Source organism: Salinimicrobium sp. WS361, assembly GCF_050750585.1.
In the GTDB taxonomy this organism is placed as follows: domain Bacteria; phylum Bacteroidota; class Bacteroidia; order Flavobacteriales; family Flavobacteriaceae; genus Salinimicrobium.
In genome coordinates this window covers 193,131-213,589 of the sequence record NZ_JBOJLM010000004.1, presented here as the reverse complement: position 1 = coordinate 213,589, position 20,459 = coordinate 193,131, and the positions used below count along the sequence as shown (strand labels likewise).

Genomic DNA, 20,459 nt, shown 5'->3' with positions numbered 1-20,459 from the left:
ATTTAGAATAAAATGCTACGCCCAGGCGCAGCGGTTTTAATTAAATTTTTGCTACGTATGTATTGTTCTGTAATTCTCTTTTGAGACCTGTAAGCTGTGACTTCACACTTCCGTTATACTGAATGTCACCCACTCTTAAGATAAACCCGCCAATGATACTCTCATCAACAATGTTCTCAATCTTAGCCTCATTTCCCGTTAGTTCCTTTACTTTTTGCTGAATCTTTGCTTCAAGTGCTGGAGTAAGCGGAATAGCCGTTGTAACCTTCGCTACCTGTACTCCGTTCATCTCGTCATAAAGACGCTCATAACTTGATGCAACCAAAGGAAGGATGTTCAAACGATTGTTCTCTATAAGGATCTCAAATAATCCTGAAGTAACGCCATTCACAGATTTAAAGATCTCTAAAAGGGCATTTTTCTTCATGGTATTTTTCACCACAGGACTCTTCAAAAAGGCCTGAAGCTCTTCACTATCCTTTATAGTCTTACTAATAAGAACCATATCGGCGTTTACCTCTCCGGTAACATTTTTGTCTTGCGCCAGGCTCAAAAGGGCTTTGGCATATCTCGCTGCTGCTCTACTTCCCTGCATCTTCTTAGTTTAAGGTAACATCATCAAGCATGTCTTCTACCAGCTTTTCCTGTTTGCCTTTGGAAGAAAGCTCTTCTCTTACCATTTTCTCGGCAATTTGAACAGATAGGGTAGCCACCTGATTCTTGATATCGGCCAGAGCTGAATTCTTCTCATTCTGAATAGTCGCCTTTGCCTGCTGGATCATTTTCTCCCCTTCTTTCTGAGCATCTTCTTTAGCTTCAGAAATCATTTTTTCTTTGATCTCTCTTGCCTCTTTGATCATAGCATCACGCTCCAAACGGGCTTCCTGCAATAACTTCTCGTTATCGGCCTGAAGGTTTTGCATTTCCTTACGCGCATTTTCAGCCGAATCTAACGCATCCTGTATGCCCTGCTCTCTCGCATTAAGTGCATCTAAAATTGGTTTCCACGCAAATTTTTTCAGCAAAAGGACCAGCACAACAAGGATAATGATCTGCCAGAAAAACAAACCAAAAGAAAAATCGTTGACTAACTTTTCCATATTCTATCTTATTTCTTCTATTGTTTAATTTTTAAATAATTCAAGCCTTGCAGCCAACCGCTGCAAAGCCTGAAGTTCTTTCTGATTGATTACACTGCAAAAAGAGCAGCAAAAGCAACACCTTCCAAAAGTGCAGCGATGATAATCATTGCAGTTTGGATTTTACCGGCAGCTTCTGGCTGACGTGCAATTCCTTCCATTGCAGCGCTACCAATCTTACCAAGACCAAAACCAGCTCCAATAATAATTAAACCAGCTCCAATCAAATCTAAATTTAAGGCTTCCATACTTACTTATTAAAAATTAAACTTACTCTTAAATGTGTTTATATTATACTACGGGAATATCTTCGTTGTCGGCAGGGTGATGATCATCATGCTCTTCAACAGCCATCCCTATGTAAAGGGCGCTAAGCAGGGTGAAGATATATGCCTGTAGAAAAGCTACCAGTAATTCAATGATAGAAATGAAAATAGTGAACCCAAAGAAAGCAGGTCCTGCGATCCAGTTCTGGAATACCACAATCAACCCAAGCAAGGTCATGATAATTACGTGACCTGCAGTCATGTTTGCAAAAAGACGTATCATGAGCGCAAAAGGCTTTGTAAACATCCCCAGTACCTCAATTGGCGCAAGGATAATCTTCATTGGAACAGGTACTCCCGGCATCCAAAAAATGTGTTTCCAGTAATCCTTATTTCCGCTGAACTGTACAATAAAGAATGTGATCAACGCCAAAGCCATAGTCACCGCGATATTCCCGGTCACGTTCACACCAAGTGGCGTCATCCCCAAAAGGTTTAGGATCCAGATAAAAAAGAAAACCGTTAAGAGGAATCCGGTATATTTTCTATAGTTCTTGCCAATGTTGGGTTTTGCGATCTCATCACGCACATATAATACAAGAGGCTCAAGCACTCTTCCTGAACCTTTTGGAACCTTACGATTCTTATACTGTCGCGCCAAACCTCCAAATACAAGAAGCATTAGAATACTCACAACCAACATATAAAGTACATTCTTGGTTATAGAGAAATCAAGCGGACGTTCATTTGAAGGAAATCCATTCTCACCATAGGTGATAGTACCCTCGGCATCTGTTTTATAGATCTTAGAATGATAAAGACGGTAATGCTGACCATCAATTACAGCAAGGTCTTCTCCATGATGGAATTTTCCTGAAGAAAAAACCTTCACCCCATCATCCCAAAGGATCACAGGAAGCGAAAAACCATAATGTGCGCCGGTTTCTCCGTCAGAAAAGAAATTTACATAATGAGAATCTGCAAGGTGATGATCAATATAATCCTTAATTTCTTCTTCGGTATTGACCTTTGCATCGCCCCCTTCCTGGGGCTCTTTTGCAGTAAATGCCTGTGAACTAATACTCACAAACATTAAAAGACAGGCTAATAAAAACTTCGCAACGTTTTCCTTTTGCATTTTCGGGTGAATTACAGTCCTTTAATTTGGCTGCAAATGTACATAATTATATAAAAAAACACAGCCTATGTTTCGTAATTGTTTTTTTGCCCTGTACTCGCCCTAATTATCTGTCTTTCGAGAAGTTAGTTCGGTTGAGGATTTTTGCGATATAGATAATTTCCACCACCACAGAAAGCGCATAAGGAACAAAAAAATGTAAAAAGACAGATTTGTCCAGGTCAAATCCTGAAGTCTTGATGAGGAAATAAAAAATTCCCAGCTTCACCATACCACTAATAAGAAATATAAATCCGAGTTGCTCTTTGAGATGTGAGCTGGCTAAAATAATGGTAGAGGTAAAAAGCAGTGTGATGCCCACATTAAACTTATAAGCAAAATTTACAAGCTCCAGAGTTTGCTGCGAAAAATAGGAAGTGACAACAAAATAATGGACCCCATAGCTCAATCCCGCAACAAGAAAAAGAAGGAGGACAAACCTGAAAAGATCTTTAAAAATAAGAGGATTCAATTGTTGTAGCGTTTGAGCTGTTTTAAAACGACATAAACTGAAGCTACCAGGCCAAAAAGTACAAAGCCTATAGTAAACCAGTTCTTTTCCATGGGGTATCTTTCATCCAGCTTTTTCCCTATCCATGCACACAAAAAAATTGTGGCACCCATTTGAAAAGCAATCCCGGTAAATACCGCCCAGTTTTTAAGCTGACTGTTCTTGTTCTTGTCTTTCTCCTCTTTCATTGCGAATCGCTTTCACGCCGCCACGCATGGTACAGGTGGCATTAAATGTTGCGCCCGGCTCTACGGCCAGCCTCGCAACTACGGCTTCCCCATCTATAACTGCAGTACTTCTTAAACTTAAGGTGCCTGTAATTTTCAGTTTCCCGTTGAATTTTCCTTCAATATCGGCATTTTCGCAACTCAACTCTCCTGTTACAGAACCATCTTTGCCAATAACTACTTTTCCGGGGGTTTTGACCGTTCCTTCCACATGCCCATCAATTCGAAAACAGCCTTTAGCTTCAATGTTTCCGGTAATTTTTGTGCCCTGGGAAATCTTGTTTTGTTCCTTGCTGTTTTCTTTTACCTGCTTTGCTTTTTCCTGCTTAAACATTAGGGTGAGGGGGAATTTAAAGTCTCTAAATAATTTTCTATATTCTTATGGATCTGCACGATCCGGTAATTTGGGGTCGAAATATAGAAAGATTTTTCGTCAATAGCATACTTATCTTCCTCTTCAAGCCGTTGCGCAAATAAATTAGCTGCTGCTGCTGAAGAGAATCCATGTACTACTATAAAATCCTGATTTGAATTATAAACGTCCCGTGAAACCTCTCCCGAATATCCAAATTCCTGAAGGGCATCTACAAGAGGCTGTTGCAGGCTGTCAAAATCCTTTTTTTCTTCCCTATTAACCGGAAATATTAACTTGAAGGAATTGCCAGAGTTTTGAGGCATAAATTCAGCTGCTGCCATGGTAGGTAATGCCCTGTCGATAATTTCCTGTGCTTTTTTACCCTCAACAGTTTGCGGGTAGTTAAGTGCTACATAATTGAGACTTTCTTTGTAAGCCTCAAATCCATAAAGCCTGCCTTCGGCCATCGCTTTTAGAAGCTCCAGTTTTGGTACAATTTCATCGCCTGCAAACTGTTCAATTAAACGGTTACTTTTTACAATGACAGAGTCATATTTTTGATCTTCATATCTGGCATACAGTTCTTCATAAATTGCTGTGGGGTTATTTTCATCCTGTAAAAGGCTTTCAGGATTTGAAAGTATTGCCGCATACCGTGAATCGGGGTAAGTCATCAGAATTTCAGTCTTAAGAGATTGTGCTTTTCCGGGCATTCCCAGGTCTGAGTAAATTTTGTAGAGATTGTATTTTGCAGGCAACACCAATCTTTCCTCGGGCTGATTTGCCAATACAAATTCCAGTCTATCGGCCGCCAACGCATTTTCACTGAATTTTTCCCTATAGATCAATCCGAGTTGATAACTGGCAAAATTGAGATCCTTTTTAAGACTGTCTAATACCGCCACATCCTGTGGAATTTTACTGATATAACTCTGTGGATCGAATTTTGGATCATTATCAATTAGATCGTTCACACCTTCAGTCGCAAGGTCTTCTCCCCCTCCGCTTATTCTGCGGGTACGCCAGTTATCGGCAAGTTCCCTGTCACCCCACAACCTGAAAAACTCCTGTTTTCCGAAGGCAACCACAGTAGGGTTATAGAAGTAAAAAGAAGATCCGGGATTTGGCACACCGGGCATTGAAGGGCGTTTAGTCTCAAAAAATTCCTGAGCAGCCTGTTGTTGTTCAGGTTGTTCTACTGCATCAACAGCCGCTTCTCGCAATTGAGTGGTGTATTGGGTAAAGTAGTCGAGTTGTTCTTCTTTGGTTAGAGAGGCCAAATGTAAAATACTATCGGCGTTCTGAGCCATTTTCTCATAATAGATCACATCGTCAAGATTGTCTCTCTTTCTCTTTATGAGGCGGTATTCCCTGCTATTATTTGGCAGCATTGTGAGCGTACTGTCGTAGTAGGCGCCGGCAACCTCAAATTGGGCGGCATCAAAATTAATATTTCCCAGCGTTTGATAGTCTAAAGACTGCAGGTAGGTATTGCCTGAAGGAGTACGAAGGGAGCGATTGTAGTAATCTATGGCCAATGCTACGGAATCCTGCTGATAATGAAATTCAGCCAGCTGGAAATAGATCTTATCAAGATACGGCCTGTTTTCGCGATCTCTTGCCATGGAATTGAGCTCCTCCAGTATCACAGCCTTATCCTGGGCTGTTGCATTGCTGTACTCAATTTGCCTAATCATGGCATTGACCAGGTATATGCGGGGTATTTTCCTGTTCAGGTCAACTACCTGGTCAAAAGCGTAAGAAGCCCTGTCGCTTTTGCCCAGCACATCATATAACTGCCCTGTAATATACCAATAGCGACCTTCTTTATCTTTAAAATCAGTTATTTCGGCAGCACGTTCAAGATAAGCTACAGCACTGTCGGGAGCTTTGATGTTGATATACGCCTGGGCCAGCATTGCCGAAGCTTCGGCACGGTTAGCTTCCTCAAGTTTTTCATTGTCAAGTATCTTCTTAAGGTTCTTTATGGCAAGTTCATCAAACTCCAGCCGCATATGGGTCTTTTCTCTCCAAATCCGCGCTTCATTGATGGTATTGCTAAGAGGATATTTATGAAGAATGTAATTAAATGCTTCCAGCGCAGGTACAAAGCGCTGATCATAGTACCGGGCTTTTCCCAATAACAGATAGGCCTCATCTATCTGCGGATTATTCTCAGATCCTTCAATCAACATGGAATGCCGTTGAATTGCTTTCACCGCTTTTTCTTCAGCTACAAGAAAGTTTGGGTTTAAGGTTTCTCCGGGAGCCATAACCTCATCACGAATTTCCATTCGTTCTACCGGAAGAATCTGCCAGTAGTTGTCCCTATAGCTCTCATTAAGTGCCTCAATACCAAGATCAAGAGCGAGATTCCCGTTATAGAGTGTGTTGTATTCGGCTGTAACGGCATGCCAGTTACGGTTCAGGAAAGTGTTCTTCTTTCTCGAGCAACCTGTTAAGGCAACCAACAGGAAAAAAATGGCAGTAACCTTTATAGTTAATTTCAAATCAAGTGATCGTTCTTATTAGCAATAACTTATAACTGCTGTAATTATTATTGTGGCGGGTAAAAATAGCGAAAAAAAACCGGGATGTTATGCCATTAAAACAAAGATACAGACTTCTAAATCTTAGGCATTAAATAAATATCTTTAAAGACAGTAATCATTTATTTCCTGCTCCATAAAAGCAGACTTTGCAGGTGATAAATTCCAGACGGCCTGTGGTAATAATTTACAACACCTGCAAAAATAAGAAGCTGCGCAGCCACAGAAAACACAGAACCTTCAAACCCAAATTCCCCGCCGTTGAACAAATTAGCTGAAGTGTAATTAATCTCAATTAAGGAGTATACATCCAGGCCACTCACATTGAACCCAAAGTGAGTTTGGAAAAGGTTCCATCCAAAGTGCAAACCAATAGGAAACCACAAATTCCTGGTGTACAGGTAAGAAACTCCCAGGATCATCCCTGCAAAAAAAAGGTCAATGAAACTAAAAAGGCTCATATTTGGGTTGGCCCCATGCATCAAAGAAAAAATAACAGAAGAAATAATGAGCGCTACATATTTATTGGTTGAAAGCATCAAATTCTTAAGCACATATCCTCTCACTAAAGTTTCTTCTACAACTGCAATGACGAGGAAGAACAATATTGATATCAACAATTCAGAAATATCGAAATTCACTCCGGAATAACTTATTTCTCCTATTCCCATCAGTATTAAAAATCCGGAGAACATAGTAATAAATCCCACCAATGTTCCCGTACCGAAATCGGCAAGTCGACCTTTTGTCTGAAAACCTAACTGCACGAATTTCTCCTTATCAAGGTATTTCATAAATATCCAGAGCACCAGGAAAGTGCCTAAAAGGCAAAAAAAGGAAGTAATTAGATCCTGTTCAGAACTCAGGCTCGAAACAGTATCATAAACAGAACTGCCGGCTACTGCCAAACCTATCAATTGAAAAATGCCGAGTATAGCCAGGTAAGGCAACAGGAATAGTAATATTCTCGCCCATCCCGTAAATATGAAATCAATATCTCTCATGAAATGCTGCTAAGACACATGGGAAAATTGTAGTTTATTAAACTTCAGTTTTAAAAGAATTTTCCTGTTGCTCCTCATCTACCTGCACCGCTGCCCCGGCAAAATATTGCTCCAGCTCTTTGAGGGTAGCTTCCGAAGTTTTAATATCATTCACCACATGCCCTTTGTCGAGAACTACAATACGTTCGCACACCTCGGTCACATGAATAAGATCATGGCTGGAGATCAAAACCGTCATCTCAGAACCTGCCGTTAATTTCTTGATTAGCGCCTTAAGGCGTATCTGTGTACTTGGATCGAGGTTTGCAAAAGGCTCATCTAGAATCACCACTTCAGGATCACCAATTAAAGCGGCAACAATACCTACCTTCTTTTGATTTCCCTTTGACAGGTCTCGCAAGTATTTTTTCCTGCCAAGAATCTCTCCGTTGAAAAATTCGTCAAAATTCTGCAGAAAAGCAGCAACATCGGCTTTATTGCGATTGCGAAGTTCCCCTACAAAATAGAAGTATTCTTCGGGGGTGAGGTAGCCAATAAGAAAGCTCTCATCAATAAAAGAAGAGGTGAAGGGTTTCCAGGCCTCGCTTTGGCTTACCGTGATGTCATTATTAAAAATACTCCCGGTAGTTGGCTGAATAAGGTCAAGTAAAAGGCTGAAAAATGTGGTTTTTCCGGCTCCGTTATTTCCCACCAAGCCAAAGCTTTGTCCTTTTGGGATTTCCAGATGTTCAACATCAAGTACCTTTGTACCGCTGTAAACTTTTGTAAGATTTGTAGCTGTTATCATCTTATTCTCCTGTTTGTTTAAAGCCATTGATCATGGCATATTTATTTTTTCTGTAAGCCTCGGTTATTTGTTCCATTATGGCTTTTTTAAATATTATGCCCAGCAATCCTAAAGCTGCCAAAACTATGGTGGCAACTTCAAAGGAAACGAATTTATTCAGCACCCAAAATATGAGTATGGGCATAATAAGTAAGGGCAGGCCAACCAGCCATTGCGCTGCTCCTGTTCCCTGGTAGTTCATAAAAGGGCTTTTTTCAAGGTCTATTCTTTTTCTGTTAAAAGATCCGGCAAATAAAAGTACCGGCACATTGATCCCAATATTATAAATAGCACAAACTATATTGATAATCAATATTTTATACCCGAAAAAGACATAAGGGGTAGTTAATATTGTTAAGATCACAATGCTGAAGATGATAAGTGCTGCCTTGGCATTGAGGTATTGCTTAAGCGGAATATTTTGCGCCATCATCATAGAATAATACGATGAATCCCAGGCAGGAATGAACTGCCCGAAGTTGATCATAAAGATCCCCGTCATAAAGATGCCGACAAAAACGAATACCGAAGGCAAATCCTGGTAGGTGTCCTGCGGATAAAAGATCATGCCGTAGCCCATGATGAGCAACGATATAAAGATGAGGGTTTTGGGCCTCTTATTGCGCCAAATTAGCTTAAGGTCAAGCTGAAGGAAAGGTGCTATACCTCCAAAGCGGCGAAGCCACGCAAAATCCTGTGACTTTGCTTCGGTTACTTTGGCCTTAAGCGATTCATCAAGGTAAAACCGGCTTTTAAGAACCTTCTGGTTCCATTTAAAAAGAGCAAAGGCAAGCAGTAGTGGCAGGAGTGCCAAAAATGGCATTTCGAGCACATAGTTTAATCCGCTCGCAAAAACTTCAGTTATACTAAAAATATCAAATCTTTCAAGGCCATAAAGAGCAAGAGCGATTATAAGATAAGGAAGCAGTGCCTTGAGATCATCTGCAAACTTTTTTTTCAGAAGAAAATTGAGATAATTTATGCATAAGATAAGTCCAATTACAGCCACCGCCCAGGCCGTTATGGAAAGAACCGGATATTCCATCTTATATCCTGTAAAAACCGCAAACGGAACAAATAACAATAGCGGCAAAAAGTTGAAAAAAGAGAACAGGGAGCGGAATAACACGTAATTTACCACCTTAGACTTGAGAATGGGTAAGGACAGCAAAGGTTTTATGGTCATTACCGGAAGCGTTTGCAGCATAAAACGCATTAGCAGTTCCAGTGCGAGATAGACCAGTAGAAACCTATTAACGATTTGCAGTGGCTCCTGTTCCGGGAAAGCTTCCTTGAGCAAAGGGTACAGGCCAATCCCCAGGGTGAGGAACACCAGTGAGAAATAAATCGCGATAAAGGCCATGAATATCTTGAGCCCCATACTCCTGCCAAAGCTGGCCGAGCGGTAAAAAGCCTTCCATTGAAGAGAAATAAACCTTTGATACATTGTATTACTTTACCTTACAAGTAATGAAATTTACGATTTTGTTACAGAAATAAATTCTCATACTTTGTATTTTTGTCGGCAAATACCCAAAAAATGAGCAAATTCTTTCCGTTAAAGATTAAAAATATAATCAGGGAAACAGCAGAGGCAGTGAGTCTCGAATTTGAAATACCACAGGAATTAAAAACCGAATTTTCCTTTAAAGCAGGACAATACGTTACATTAAAAACCACTATAGAAGGAAAGGAAGTTCGTAGAGCCTATTCCCTTTGTACTCCGCCTACAGACGACACCTTTAAGGTTACTGTAAAAGAGGTAAAAAGCGGAACTTTCTCTGTACTGGCCAATAACAAATTAAAAGCCGGAGATGTACTGGATGTGCATCCTCCCGAAGGTAAATTTATCTTTGAACCGGTACAGGACGGCCATCCCCACACCTATGCAGCTTTTGCAGCCGGGAGCGGGATAACTCCTGTATTGTCTATTCTAAAAACAGTACTACAGCAAGAGAAACACAGCCGTTTTGTACTTGTATACGGTAACCGTACTCCAGACGAAACCATCTTTTTTAAAGAATTACTGGAGCTACAGGCAGCGCACCCAGACAGGCTTTTTATCGAGTTTGTTTACAGCAGGTGTAATGAAGAAAACTGCCACTACGGAAGGATTGATGAAGGCACGGTGAATTATGTGCTGAAAAACAAGTTTAAGGATACCACTTTTACCCGCTTCTATCTTTGTGGGCCTGAAGAGATGATCAATAAAGTTTCTGAAGTCCTCCTGAAGAACAACATCACAAAAGAGCAGGTTCTATTTGAACTCTTTAATACTGAAGTTGAAGGAGAAATAAAATCTAATCTTGAAGGAGAAACCCAACTCACCATAAAAGTTGATGAGGAGGAGGTGACCTTGAGTATGCCCAAGAATAAGACTGTTTTACAAATGGCGCTAGACAATGATATTGATGTGCCCTACTCCTGCCAGGGCGGAATTTGCAGCAGCTGCGTTGCGCGAATTGTAGAAGGAACCGCCGAAATGGAAAAAAATTCCATTTTAGTAGATAGCGAGATCGAAGAAGGCCTTGTGCTAACCTGCCAGGCACACCCCACTTCAAGCACCTTGAAAGTGGATTATGATGATGTCTAGCCCCCCGACCCCCGAAAGGGGAGATTTTAGATTTTAGATGTGAGAGACTTCTCACTTTAAAAAAAGGGGTTCCAAAAATGACATTTTTGGAACCCCTTTTTGGTATTTTAAATCTGGAATTTGAAAAAATTTGGTGCTTAAGCTTTCAAATATCAGTTCAATATTTCATTTATCTTTTCCACTACCTTTTGCGGCGGAATGCTCCTCATCACCTCTTCATATCCTTGCGGAATGTCTTTTCCGTAGATGGAAGTGGGAATAGCAGGGTATTTCTGAAGATCGGGCAGCAGGGAGTTTGTTTCGGGTTGACGGAAAGGGGCGAATCCTGTGTAGGGATGAGTGAGCCCCCAAATAGTGATCACCGGCACTCCAAAATTGGCTGCGAGGTGTCCGTTACCGCTGTCCATAGCCAGCATAAGATCAAGGTTTGAGATAAGAGAAAGCTCCTCTTCAAAAGATAACTTCCCGGCTACTGAAACAGCATTGGGAAATTCTTTCTCCCACGCGGCCAGTTTTGCGGTTTCTTCTTTACCTCCCCCGAACAAAAATATCCTCAAATTTTGCCCTTTTTGAAGCTTCAGTAAAACCTCTTTCATGAGATCTTCGGGATAAGCCTTGGAAGCATGCTGGGCAAAAGGTGCAATTCCTATCCAGTTCTTATCCTTTTCCCCTGTAATAGCGCTTAAATTCTCCGTCACTTCCTGCTTTTGCAGTACCTGCACAGAATTGATCTCTATGGGGTAGCCAAGTTTATCAAAAACCTCAGTATACCGCTCATGGGTTGCCTTCAGTTGTTCAAAGATCTTGTTATTGCTTCGGGTGAGGGCTTTTTTTTCCTTCCGGCCTTTGTCCAGCTGGCGTACCGGGATTCCCTTCAGCTTAAAAAATAACTTCAGAATATTAGACCGCAGTACATTGTGAAGGTCGGCAACGGCATCAATTTTCAGGTCGAGCAATTCTGAAGAAAGCTTTTTGAGTCCAAAGATGCCTTTGTGTCTTCCTTTTACTTCAGCTTCAAAAATCTGAACATTCCGAAGATCTTTAAACATGGGGGCGAAAAACCGTCGGGTAAGCAGGGTGAGCTTAACATCGGGATATTTTTCAGTAAAAGCTTTGAGAACCGGTACCATCATAGCCACATCTCCCATGGCCGAGAGACGTATAACTAAAATGTGGTGCGGTCTTTCCATCCAAAAATGCTATTTTTTAGCCCCTCTTAAAACAGGGTTAAGATCATCATCGTTGTACATCTTCATTTGCCTGTACACCTTCATGTATTTATCACCACTGGCGATATCGCCGAGTAACTGATTGATTGCCGTAGAAAGGTCTACACGCTGCTCCAGCAACACATCGAGCTTTGCCTGGCATTTAATCATGTGTTCCTGCCCGGCATCAACGCGATTGGCCTCTTCGTTCATGTGATAGATCTTGAGCGCCAGGATAGAAAGCCTGTCAATAGCCCAGGCAGGGCTTTCAGAATTGATCGTCGCATCCTCTTTTGGCTCCACTTCTTTATACTTGTCAAGAAAATAACTGTCAAGGTATTCCACCATATCGGTACGATCCTGGTTTGAGGCATCAATTTGCCTTTTTAGCTTAAGCGCTGCAACAGGATCAATGTTTGGATCGCGAATAATATCTTCATAATGCCATTGTACGGTATCAATCCAGCACTTGCGGTACAAAAGGTGCTCCAGGAGCTGTTCCTTCTCGTTGTAAGGGTTGTGAAACTCCTGCCCTACCGTGTTTATCTCATGATACTTCTCTATTACTTCCTGAAAGATCTTATTTGCTTTATCTGAAAACATATGCTGAAATTTTAGAGGTTCTTCGGAAGAAAAACCACCGATTAACAATTCTGGCAAAGGTACCGGATTTTTAGCTTTTTTGCAGGGTCATTTTCAATCTTCTGAAGCTTTGTTACAGCAGCAGAAGCAGCACAGGCAGCAGGATTATGGTTATAAACAACATTTCTTTGAACCACTGGTCTTTCATACTTTGAAAGTAATTGGTTACCACAATTGCTAATGGCGCAAAGAAAAACATCAATTCACTGCCATTTTTGGTAGGTGCCAGAACCCCAACTGTTAAAGCCACCCCGGCACAAAGTAAAATTATGAACAGGGAAGATTTGGCGTTGGCACTGGCCTTTTGAATAATTAGAACATAGAAAAAAGATGACCACAGCGTAAGCGCAAAGAGAAAAGCCGCAGGAATGAGAAGGGACAAATTTTGATATTGCTCAAAATCGAGGTTAATTGCCTGGATCCAGTCGGCCAGGGTGTAGAAGGTGTCGGTAATTAAAAGATCTGCACTTGTAACAATGGAGAGCAGTGCCAGCAGGGCCGCCACCGGCACCAGCCAGTTTTTAAACCTGTGCCCCACATGTACCAGCAGGCCGAAGTAGACCACGAATAAGAAAAGAATGCTCCAAAAATAAAACAGCGATGCTACCCCTATCCAGAAAGTTGCATCAAAGATCTTTTTCACTGTTTCCCGCTGCGATTTAAGAGACAGGATGCGGCGCAGCGCAAGGAGTAGAAATAAATTTGCTATTATAACATCATTGTTTTGCAATGCAGCGCTAAACATGCAAAGAAAACCTGCAAACAAAATACTTTTATAGGCGTTTCGCCCCGTAAGCTCATTTCTTCCCGAAATAAAATTGAGAATAAAAACACTCAGCACCAGTATCAGGAACATTCCTACCTCCTGCCAAATGACCCAAAAAGGCGCCGAAAACAGTGCCTGCAGGTTAGCAAAAAGATAAAAAATAAAGATGTACACGGCCACTACAATGAAGTTAATAGGCCTTGAATTGCTAAAAAAGCTTGTTAGCATTAGGGTTTTTTATATTTTTGTGGAGTTAAATATAGCTACTATGAAGGATTTTTTCGAGGGGATACAGACCATTTTTGAAGATTACCTGTTCGCACCGTTCAACGAGCTTGCCAATTTAGAACTGGATAGCTGGTGGTTGGCAAACGCTGTAAACTGGATCTTTATGTTAATTGCGGCAGCAGCTTTTATTTACTGGATGTTGCAGCTAAAGAAATTCAACGACCGTAACGAGGAAAAGCGCGAAACCAGCGCACATTCTTTCCTGGGCTAGAGGTCAAAACCTATATCCTTCCTAAAATATATCTTATCAAAATGAAGTTTTTCGGCATTTTGATAAGATTTTTTTATGGCCTCCTGGAAATCTTTTCCAAAAGAGGTGATAGCGATAACACGGCCACCATTGGTTAAAACCTTTCCATCTTTTTCTACAGTTCCTGCGTGAAAAACGATTGATCCGTCGATGGCATCAAGACCGGTAATTTCTTTTCCCTTTTCGTAATCTTCAGGGTATCCGCCAGACACCAGCATTAAAGTTGCTGCAGCTTCTTTCTTCACCTTAAGCTCAATTTCGCTCAGTTTTCCTTCAGAAATTTTCTGAAACACCTCAACAAGATCAGACTCTACCCTGGGTAATACAACCTCTGTTTCGGGATCACCCATTCTTACATTGTATTCAATCACATAAGGCTCTTCTCCAACTTTAATAAGACCAATAAAAACGAAACCTTTATAGTCAATATCTTCGGCTTCAAGCCCGGCAATAGTCGGTTTTACAATTCTCTCTTCAACCTTCTGCATAAAGACCTCATCGGCAAAAGGAACAGGGGAAATTGCACCCATTCCGCCGGTATTTAGGCCTGTGTCTCCTTCGCCAATACGCTTATAATCCTTTGCTGTTGGCAGGATCTTATAATTTTTACCATCGGTAAGTACAAAAACACTGAGTTCAATCCCGTCAAGGAATTCTTCGATCACCACGGTATTTCCGGCAGATCCAAATTTATTTTGGGTGAGCATATTTTCCAGCTCATTCTGTGCTTCTTCAAGAGAATTCAGGATCAGGACACCTTTTCCGGCAGCAAGACCATCGGCTTTTAGCACGTACGGCGGCTTGAGGGTGGTAAGAAATTCCTTTCCGGCGGCAAGACTATCTTTAGTAAAGCTCTCATATGCCGCGGTAGGAATGTTGTGCATGGCCATAAACTCCTTGGCTCTCTCTTTACTTCCTTCCAGCAAAGCACCTCTTTTTGACGGACCAATTACCGCTACCTGCTTCAATTGCTCATCCTGCCTGAAAAAATCAACGATACCATTAACCAGGGGATCTTCTGGACCCACCACCATCATCTCAATTTTTTCCCTTAGCACCAGCTCTTTTACAGCTTCAAAATCATTGACACTCAAAGCTACATTTGTAGCTATAGCTGAGGTACCGGCGTTACCTGGCGCTATAAAGAGTTTATCGCAGTGACTGCTTTGAGATAGTAGATGTGCGAAAGTATGTTCGCGGCCTCCTGAACCAAGGATGAGAATATTCATAGGTGTGTGTTTTCTTTCTTGGCTCAAAAATAATTGTTTGTAAATTGAAGCGCTAACTAATTGGCGTAAAAAACAATTTTAATTTCAACTTTGAACTGGTTCAGCCTCTCCTTACAACTCAACCGTTTTCCCATAAAGAAGGCTAAAAAAGTCCTGGAAGAGATCCGGAATATTCCGGAGGAAGAATATAAAACCTATATCGGGGAAAGAAAAAGAGAAATTGTTGAACACCATTTAAAGCACAATCAATTTTACCGGGATTTCTTCGGAAGCAGCGAATTCAACACCTGGGAAGAGGTGCCGGTAATGCAGAAGAAAGACCTGCAACGGCCCCTTGAACAACGCTTCAGCAAAGGTTTTAACTCCGGGAACAGCTATGTGGGGAAGACTTCCGGCTCCAGCGGCCATCCTTTCATTTTTGCCAAAGACAAATTTTGCCACGCCCTCTCGTGGGCCGAATTTTACGACCGTTACCGCTGGTACAATATTGACCTCGACAAGTCTTTACAGGCCCGCTTCTACGGAATTCCCTTTGACCAGTATGGCTATTTCAAAGAACGGCTAAAAGATTACTTTGGCAGGAGATACCGGTTTCCCATTTTCAATCTCAATGATAAAAAAATGGAAGAATTCCTGCTGAAGTTTCAGAAAAGGCCTTTTGAATACATAAACGGCTACACCAGCTCTATTCTGCTCTTTGCTAAATTCCTTCAGAAAAAGAACCTCGTTCTAAAGAATATTTGTCCCAGCCTGAGGCTTTGTATTGTCACCAGTGAAATGTTGTTTGAGGAAGACAGGAAACTTATGGAAGAGACCTTTGGGGTACCAATTGTCAATGAATACGGCGCGAGTGAACTGGGGCTGCTGGCATTTCAGAATACCGCAGGGGAATTGATACTCAACAGTGAGACCCTCTTTGTGGAAATTCTGGACGAGACAGGCAAAGCCGTAGCCCCGGGCGAAGAGGGACGCATTATTATTACCTCGCTCTACAACAAAGCGCATCCTTTTATTCGATACGACATTGGCGACAGCGGCGCTCTTGCTGAAAACTCAGGTGTCAAAAAGGGCATTTTGAAGACACTTTTAGGAAGGACAAATGATGTTGCCGTTTTACCGAGTGGAAAAGTAGTACCCGGCCTGACTTTCTATTACGTCACCAAAACTGTGATTGAAAACAGCGGAAATATCAAAGAATTTTTTGTGCAGCAAACGGCTCCCGGCTCTTTTAAAGTGATTTATGTTTCTGAAGATGAATTAAAGCCGCCTCAAAAGAAAAAGATCGAAGCTGCTATGGAAACTTATCTCGAAAAAGGGTTAAACCTCAGCTTTGAACATAAACTGCTGCTCGACCGAAGCAAAAGAGGAAAGCTGAAGCAGTTTGAATCACTTGTGTAAGGAGACTTTCTGTTTCTGTTTCACAAAAAGTTGCTCCCACAGGAACAATACCATCCAAAAAAGGCTTTTTACAGCAGAATATTTGAGCACCTCCCTATAAACCTTATAGTTATACTGAAGCATCTCCGTTTTGTTTTGGGAAATTGAGCCTCTGCGTTCCCGGTAGATGGCGAGCGGTTCCTCAATTCCTTTGGCGCCACCTGCTTTTCTCACTGCTAACAGCCAAAGGCCCCAATCCTGTCTTTTCCTGATAAGCGGGCAATAGATCTTCCCCAGTGATCGGGCATCATAGATTCCAGTGAGGTTGCCAATATAATTTGCTTTCTTGAGCTTTGAAAAAGTGAGGGTTTTGAGTGCCTTTATTTGTTTGTTAATGCTTTCACCGTCTTCGTTCATGAGTTCATAGCTGCCATAGCAAACCCTTACTTGCTCCTCCTGCATTAGTTTAAGCTGCTTTTCCAGCTTTTGGGGCTTCCAGAGGTCGTCGGCATCCAGAAAGGAGATGAAATCTCCTGTAGCCGCTTTTATGCCAATATTTCGGGCGAAACCGGCTCCCTGGTTTGTGGGCAGTACATGCAGTTTAATGCGGTCATCTTCGGCTTTGAAACCTTCAGTAATTTTTGAGGTAGCATCATGCGAGGCGTCGTCAATCACCAGCAACTCCCAGTTAGAATGGGTTTGCTGCTGTACAGAGCGAATACTTTCAGCAATAAAACCGGCAGCGTTATAGGCCGGCATAATGACAGAAACCAAAGACTTTTTCATCATTTTCAGGTTTTAGCCATTATAAAAATTCCTGCGGAACAGCCAAAACATAAGGCCTCAAAAATGCTATTTTCGGATATGTTTTGAGAAGTCTTTATGTTCACTTCTATAGAGTTCTTCCTCACTAAGATCTTTAAAATATTCGTAGGTCTTTCTCATCCCTTCGCTACGTGAAACTTGGGGCTCCCAGCCCAGAACCTCCTTAGCTTTAGAAATATCGGGTTGCCGCTGCATGGGGTCATCTTCGGGCAGAGGTTTGTATATGATCTTTTGATCTGTTCCTGTCAACCTGATGATTTCTTCAGCAAAATCTTTAATTGTGATCTCATGAGGATTTCCAATATTCACGGGATAGGCATAGTCACTTAGCAACAGCCTGTATATTCCCTCTACCTGGTCATCTACATAGCAAAAAGACCTGGTTTGTGAACCATCTCCAAAAACGGTAAGGTCTTCCCCTCTCAAAGCCTGTCCGATAAATGCAGGGATCACACGCCCGTCGTTTAACCTCATTCTGGGCCCATAGGTATTAAAGATTCGCACTATCCTGGTTTCGAGTCCGTGAAAACGGTGATAGGCCATGGTAATAGATTCCTGAAATCTTTTAGCTTCATCATATACGCCGCGGGGGCCAATAGTGTTCACGTTGCCGTAGTATTCTTCGGTTTGAGGATGTACCAGCGGGTCTCCGTAAACTTCCGAAGTAGAAGCAATAAGGATCCTCGCCTTTTTCACCATGGCGAGCCCTAAAAGGTTATGAGTTCCCAAAGAGCCCACTTTTAGGGTTTGGATAGGGATCTTAAGGTAATCTATGGGACTGGCAGGAGATGCAAAATGCAAAATATAGTCCAGATCTCCCGGTACATGCACAAAAGTGGTCACATCATGATGGTAAAACTCAAAATTCTCCAGCTTAAAAAGGTGTTCTATATTTCTTTTGTCACCTGTGATAAGATTGTCCATTCCAATCACATGGTAACCTTCATTTATAAATTTATCACACAGGTGGGATCCCAGAAATCCTGCAGCCCCGGTGATGAGGATTCTTTTCTTCATTGGTTGGTTTTACCCTCGAAAGTAATAAAATTTAAGGGATACAGCTGTTCCTGAAGGTACAGCAGCAGCAGTTAATGTTGTATTTAAGAATAATTTAACCCAATTTAAGCAAAACTGAAACTAAGCATTGCCCGCAATATGAGTAAATTAGGCTAACAACAGAAAATTACCACCTATGAGAAATTTATTACGACACCTCAACACCAATGTAAGCGATGCCGAAAGAGGGGCTTCTTTCCTGGCAGGAGCCTATTTTCTTTATGATGCATTGGGAAAGGAAAAGAAAAGCGGCATTGAAGCTGTTATTGCCGGTTACCTGCTATACAGGGGGATCTCGGGAAATTGTTTTCTGTATAACGCCATTGGAAAAACCAAACCCGACAATCGCAGTCGTAATGTAAATATTCAGCTGAGTTTAGTAGTGGATAAACCCCGGGAAGAAGTCTATAACTTTTGGCGGAACCTTGAAAACCTTCCGCTGTTCATGGAGCACCTTGAAAGTGTGGAAAGTCTAAACGACAGTATTTCGGTTTGGGAAGCCCATTTACCGGGACATGTTGGTACGCTAAGGTGGAAAAGTGAAATTGTAAAGGAAAGACCTTTTGAACTGCTGGGCTGGCAATCTTTACCGGGTTCATCTATTGAAAATGCCGGAAAAGTAGAATTTCGCGATGCGGGGGAAGGAACAGAGCTACACATTGTGATCTCCTATCACGCCCCTGGTGGTATACCCGGAGAAAGTGCGGCCCGTCTTTTAAACCCTGTCTTTGAAGATATGGTTGAAGAGGATGTACGCCACTTTAAATGGTTTATTGAGAGAGATTACAACTTTTGATAGAGCTTCTTTAAGCTCTCCTTCCAGTGAAGAATAGGCAGGTCAAAGACCTGTTGTACCTTTTCTTTATTCAGTACACTGTAAGACGGCCTCACGGCTAATGTCTGGTAGTCATTGTTTTCAATCAACTCTGCATCGGAACCGGTTATCTCAAGAATTTCTTTAGCAAAGTCAAACCAGGTAGCCTCTCCCAGATTGCTGTAATGATATAATCCAAATTTTATCTTTTTTTCGGCGATGATATTCAGGATAAAAGTTGCCAGATCATGAGCATTAGTTGGTGTTCCTTTTTGGGAAGTTGTAATGTTTAATGTTTCGCCTGCCTGGGCCTTTTGTTTTATTGTGCTGAAAAAATTCTTTCCAATTTCCGAATACAGCCATGAAGTCCTGAAAATGAGATACCGGTTTATAGCCTCCTGAATGTACTGCTCACCCAGCAACTTTGATGCCCCGTAAACATTCAGGGGATCTGTGGCGTCTTCTTCAATATATGGAGAATCTTTCTTTCCATTAAAGACATAATCTGTAGAAATATGGATAAGGGTACAGCCGGTTTCCTCACAGTCTCTTGCCAAATTTCTCACACTTTCCGCATTAACTAGATAAGCCATTTCCTGCTCCTTCTCTGCCTGCTCCACGTTTGTGTAGGCAGCACAATTCATGCAGATGTCAAACTTTTCCCTGCGCATAAAGGCTCCCACAACTGCAAATTGTGAAAGATCGAGATCGCTGGAGGTTGTGAAAGTAAAATTGAGGTTCGGGTATTTGAGGGAAGCCTCTTTAAAGCATTTTCCCAACTGTCCTCCTGCACCGGTAATTAAAATCTTCATAGGCCCAATTCTTCAAAAGTTGGAAGATTAGCATCTTTTTCTGAAAGAATAAGTTTATCCTGGGGGAACTCCCAATCAATGTTGAAAGCAGGATCGTTGTAATAAACCCCAGCATCTGCTTCCTTATTAAAATACTGATCACATTTATATGCAAAAACCGACATTTCAGACAGCGTGAGAAAGCCGTGGGCAAAACCGGCAGGCACAAAGAGCTGATGGTGGTTTTCGTCGCTTAGAACTGCTTTAAATGACTTTTTGTATGTTGGAGAATCAGGGCGAAGGTCTACTACAACATCCAGTACCTTCCCCACCACTGTTCTCACCAATTTTGACTGCGCATATTTTCCCTTCTGAAAATGAAGGCCTCTCAAAACACCTTTTTTGGAAGATGATTGATTGTCCTGCACAAACTCCATTTCCAGGCCTGTTACCTCTTCAAATCTCCTTTGGCTGAAGCTTTCCAGAAACGTGCCGCGGTGATCGCGAAAAACTGTAGGTTTCAGCAAAAAACAATCTTTTAAAGGAGTCTGTTCAATTTCTAACAT

23 protein-coding genes are annotated in these 20,459 nt (G+C 41.7%); 4 read left to right on the top strand and 19 right to left on the bottom strand.

Annotated features, from left to right (window positions below; translation table 11 throughout):
* Positions 1-40: 40 nt before the first annotated feature.
* From atpH to ACQ93I_RS05620, 11 genes are all read right to left on the bottom strand, one after another.
* Positions 41-595: an ATP synthase F1 subunit delta gene (gene atpH / locus ACQ93I_RS05670; RefSeq protein ID WP_431697579.1), complete on the bottom strand. Its 555-nt coding sequence runs from the start codon at positions 593-595 to the stop codon at positions 41-43.
* A gap of 4 nt (positions 596-599) precedes the next feature.
* Positions 600-1,100: a F0F1 ATP synthase subunit B gene (locus tag ACQ93I_RS05665; RefSeq protein ID WP_431697578.1), complete on the bottom strand. Its 501-nt coding sequence runs from the start codon at positions 1,098-1,100 to the stop codon at positions 600-602.
* An 89-nt stretch (positions 1,101-1,189) separates the two neighbouring features.
* Entirely contained in the window at positions 1,190-1,387 is a 198-nt protein-coding gene (gene atpE / locus ACQ93I_RS05660) for an ATP synthase F0 subunit C (protein ID WP_029036344.1), read from the bottom strand.
* A 43-nt stretch (positions 1,388-1,430) separates the two neighbouring features.
* Positions 1,431-2,543 (bottom strand): F0F1 ATP synthase subunit A, encoded by a 1,113-nt coding sequence (gene atpB, locus ACQ93I_RS05655; RefSeq protein ID WP_431697577.1) that lies wholly within the window; start codon positions 2,541-2,543, stop codon positions 1,431-1,433.
* Positions 2,544-2,649: 106 nt separating this feature from the next.
* The gene (locus ACQ93I_RS05650; RefSeq protein ID WP_431697576.1) at positions 2,650-3,054 is read right to left on the bottom strand and encodes a hypothetical protein; all 405 of its coding nucleotides are present in this window, start codon (positions 3,052-3,054) and stop codon (positions 2,650-2,652) included.
* The gene (locus ACQ93I_RS05645; protein ID WP_431697575.1) at positions 3,051-3,281 is read right to left on the bottom strand and encodes an AtpZ/AtpI family protein; all 231 of its coding nucleotides are present in this window, start codon (positions 3,279-3,281) and stop codon (positions 3,051-3,053) included. Before ACQ93I_RS05645 ends, ACQ93I_RS05650 begins: the two co-directional genes overlap by 4 nt.
* Positions 3,241-3,654, bottom strand: coding sequence for a bactofilin family protein (locus ACQ93I_RS05640; RefSeq protein ID WP_431697574.1), 414 nt, complete (start codon positions 3,652-3,654; stop codon positions 3,241-3,243). The genes ACQ93I_RS05645 and ACQ93I_RS05640 overlap by 41 nt, the downstream gene beginning before the upstream one ends.
* Complete coding sequence (locus tag ACQ93I_RS05635) at positions 3,654-6,185, bottom strand: tetratricopeptide repeat protein (protein ID WP_431697573.1); 2,532 nt, start codon at positions 6,183-6,185, stop codon at positions 3,654-3,656. The genes ACQ93I_RS05640 and ACQ93I_RS05635 overlap by 1 nt, the downstream gene beginning before the upstream one ends.
* A gap of 161 nt (positions 6,186-6,346) precedes the next feature.
* Entirely contained in the window at positions 6,347-7,228 is an 882-nt protein-coding gene (locus ACQ93I_RS05630) for a CPBP family intramembrane glutamic endopeptidase (RefSeq protein WP_431697572.1), read from the bottom strand.
* A gap of 37 nt (positions 7,229-7,265) precedes the next feature.
* Positions 7,266-8,015 carry an ABC transporter ATP-binding protein gene (locus ACQ93I_RS05625; RefSeq protein WP_431697659.1) on the bottom strand — a complete coding sequence of 250 codons (750 nt, stop codon included), beginning with the start codon at positions 8,013-8,015 and terminating at the stop codon, positions 7,266-7,268.
* Position 8,016: 1 nt separating this feature from the next.
* Positions 8,017-9,501, bottom strand: coding sequence for a DUF5687 family protein (locus ACQ93I_RS05620; protein ID WP_431697571.1), 1,485 nt, complete (start codon positions 9,499-9,501; stop codon positions 8,017-8,019).
* 93 nt (positions 9,502-9,594) lie between these two features.
* Between ACQ93I_RS05620 and ACQ93I_RS05615 the strand changes: the two genes are divergently transcribed.
* Entirely contained in the window at positions 9,595-10,647 is a 1,053-nt protein-coding gene (locus ACQ93I_RS05615) for a 2Fe-2S iron-sulfur cluster-binding protein (RefSeq protein ID WP_431697570.1), read from the top strand.
* Positions 10,648-10,799: 152 nt separating this feature from the next.
* Here ACQ93I_RS05615 and ACQ93I_RS05610 read toward each other — a convergent pair whose 3' ends face one another.
* From ACQ93I_RS05610 to ACQ93I_RS05600, 3 genes are all read right to left on the bottom strand, one after another.
* The gene (locus ACQ93I_RS05610) at positions 10,800-11,837 is read right to left on the bottom strand and encodes a glycosyltransferase family 9 protein (RefSeq protein ID WP_431697569.1); all 1,038 of its coding nucleotides are present in this window, start codon (positions 11,835-11,837) and stop codon (positions 10,800-10,802) included.
* 9 nt (positions 11,838-11,846) lie between these two features.
* Entirely contained in the window at positions 11,847-12,458 is a 612-nt protein-coding gene (locus ACQ93I_RS05605) for a DUF4254 domain-containing protein (protein ID WP_431697568.1), read from the bottom strand.
* Between the two features lie 112 nt (positions 12,459-12,570).
* Complete coding sequence (locus tag ACQ93I_RS05600) at positions 12,571-13,491, bottom strand: DUF6427 family protein (RefSeq protein WP_431697567.1); 921 nt, start codon at positions 13,489-13,491, stop codon at positions 12,571-12,573.
* A gap of 40 nt (positions 13,492-13,531) precedes the next feature.
* Between ACQ93I_RS05600 and ACQ93I_RS05595 the strand changes: the two genes are divergently transcribed.
* Positions 13,532-13,762, top strand: a complete 231-nt coding sequence (locus ACQ93I_RS05595; protein WP_431697566.1) for a DUF6341 family protein — start codon at positions 13,532-13,534, stop codon at positions 13,760-13,762.
* Here the strand turns inward: ACQ93I_RS05595 and purD are convergent.
* A complete protein-coding gene (purD, locus tag ACQ93I_RS05590) occupies positions 13,759-15,030 on the bottom strand; it encodes a phosphoribosylamine--glycine ligase (RefSeq protein WP_431697565.1) in 1,272 nt (423 codons plus the stop codon). The genes ACQ93I_RS05595 and purD overlap by 4 nt on opposite strands.
* A gap of 90 nt (positions 15,031-15,120) precedes the next feature.
* On the opposite strand from purD, the gene ACQ93I_RS05585 reads away from it, so the two are divergent.
* On the top strand, positions 15,121-16,428 hold the full coding sequence (locus ACQ93I_RS05585) for a phenylacetate--CoA ligase family protein (RefSeq protein WP_431697564.1): 1,308 nt from the start codon (positions 15,121-15,123) through the stop codon (positions 16,426-16,428).
* On the opposite strand, the gene ACQ93I_RS05580 is transcribed toward ACQ93I_RS05585, so the two are convergent.
* Together ACQ93I_RS05580 and ACQ93I_RS05575 are read right to left on the bottom strand one after the other, a co-directional pair.
* Positions 16,417-17,196, bottom strand: a complete 780-nt coding sequence (locus tag ACQ93I_RS05580; protein WP_431697563.1) for a glycosyltransferase family 2 protein — start codon at positions 17,194-17,196, stop codon at positions 16,417-16,419. The genes ACQ93I_RS05585 and ACQ93I_RS05580 overlap by 12 nt on opposite strands.
* Before the next feature lie 63 nt (positions 17,197-17,259).
* Positions 17,260-18,249, bottom strand: a complete 990-nt coding sequence (locus tag ACQ93I_RS05575) for a UDP-glucuronic acid decarboxylase family protein (protein ID WP_431697562.1) — start codon at positions 18,247-18,249, stop codon at positions 17,260-17,262.
* Between the two features lie 175 nt (positions 18,250-18,424).
* Here ACQ93I_RS05575 and ACQ93I_RS05570 point away from each other — a divergent pair, with 175 nt between their 5' ends.
* Positions 18,425-19,084: an SRPBCC family protein gene (locus tag ACQ93I_RS05570; protein WP_431697561.1), complete on the top strand. Its 660-nt coding sequence runs from the start codon at positions 18,425-18,427 to the stop codon at positions 19,082-19,084.
* Here ACQ93I_RS05570 and rfbD read toward each other — a convergent pair.
* Both rfbD and rfbC read right to left on the bottom strand, forming a co-directional pair.
* Entirely contained in the window at positions 19,072-19,914 is an 843-nt protein-coding gene (rfbD, locus tag ACQ93I_RS05565; protein ID WP_431697560.1) for a dTDP-4-dehydrorhamnose reductase, read from the bottom strand. The two genes, ACQ93I_RS05570 and rfbD, sit on opposite strands and share 13 nt — an antisense overlap.
* Positions 19,911-20,459 carry a dTDP-4-dehydrorhamnose 3,5-epimerase gene (rfbC, locus tag ACQ93I_RS05560; protein ID WP_431697559.1) on the bottom strand — a complete coding sequence of 183 codons (549 nt, stop codon included), beginning with the start codon at positions 20,457-20,459 and terminating at the stop codon, positions 19,911-19,913. Before rfbC ends, rfbD begins: the two co-directional genes overlap by 4 nt.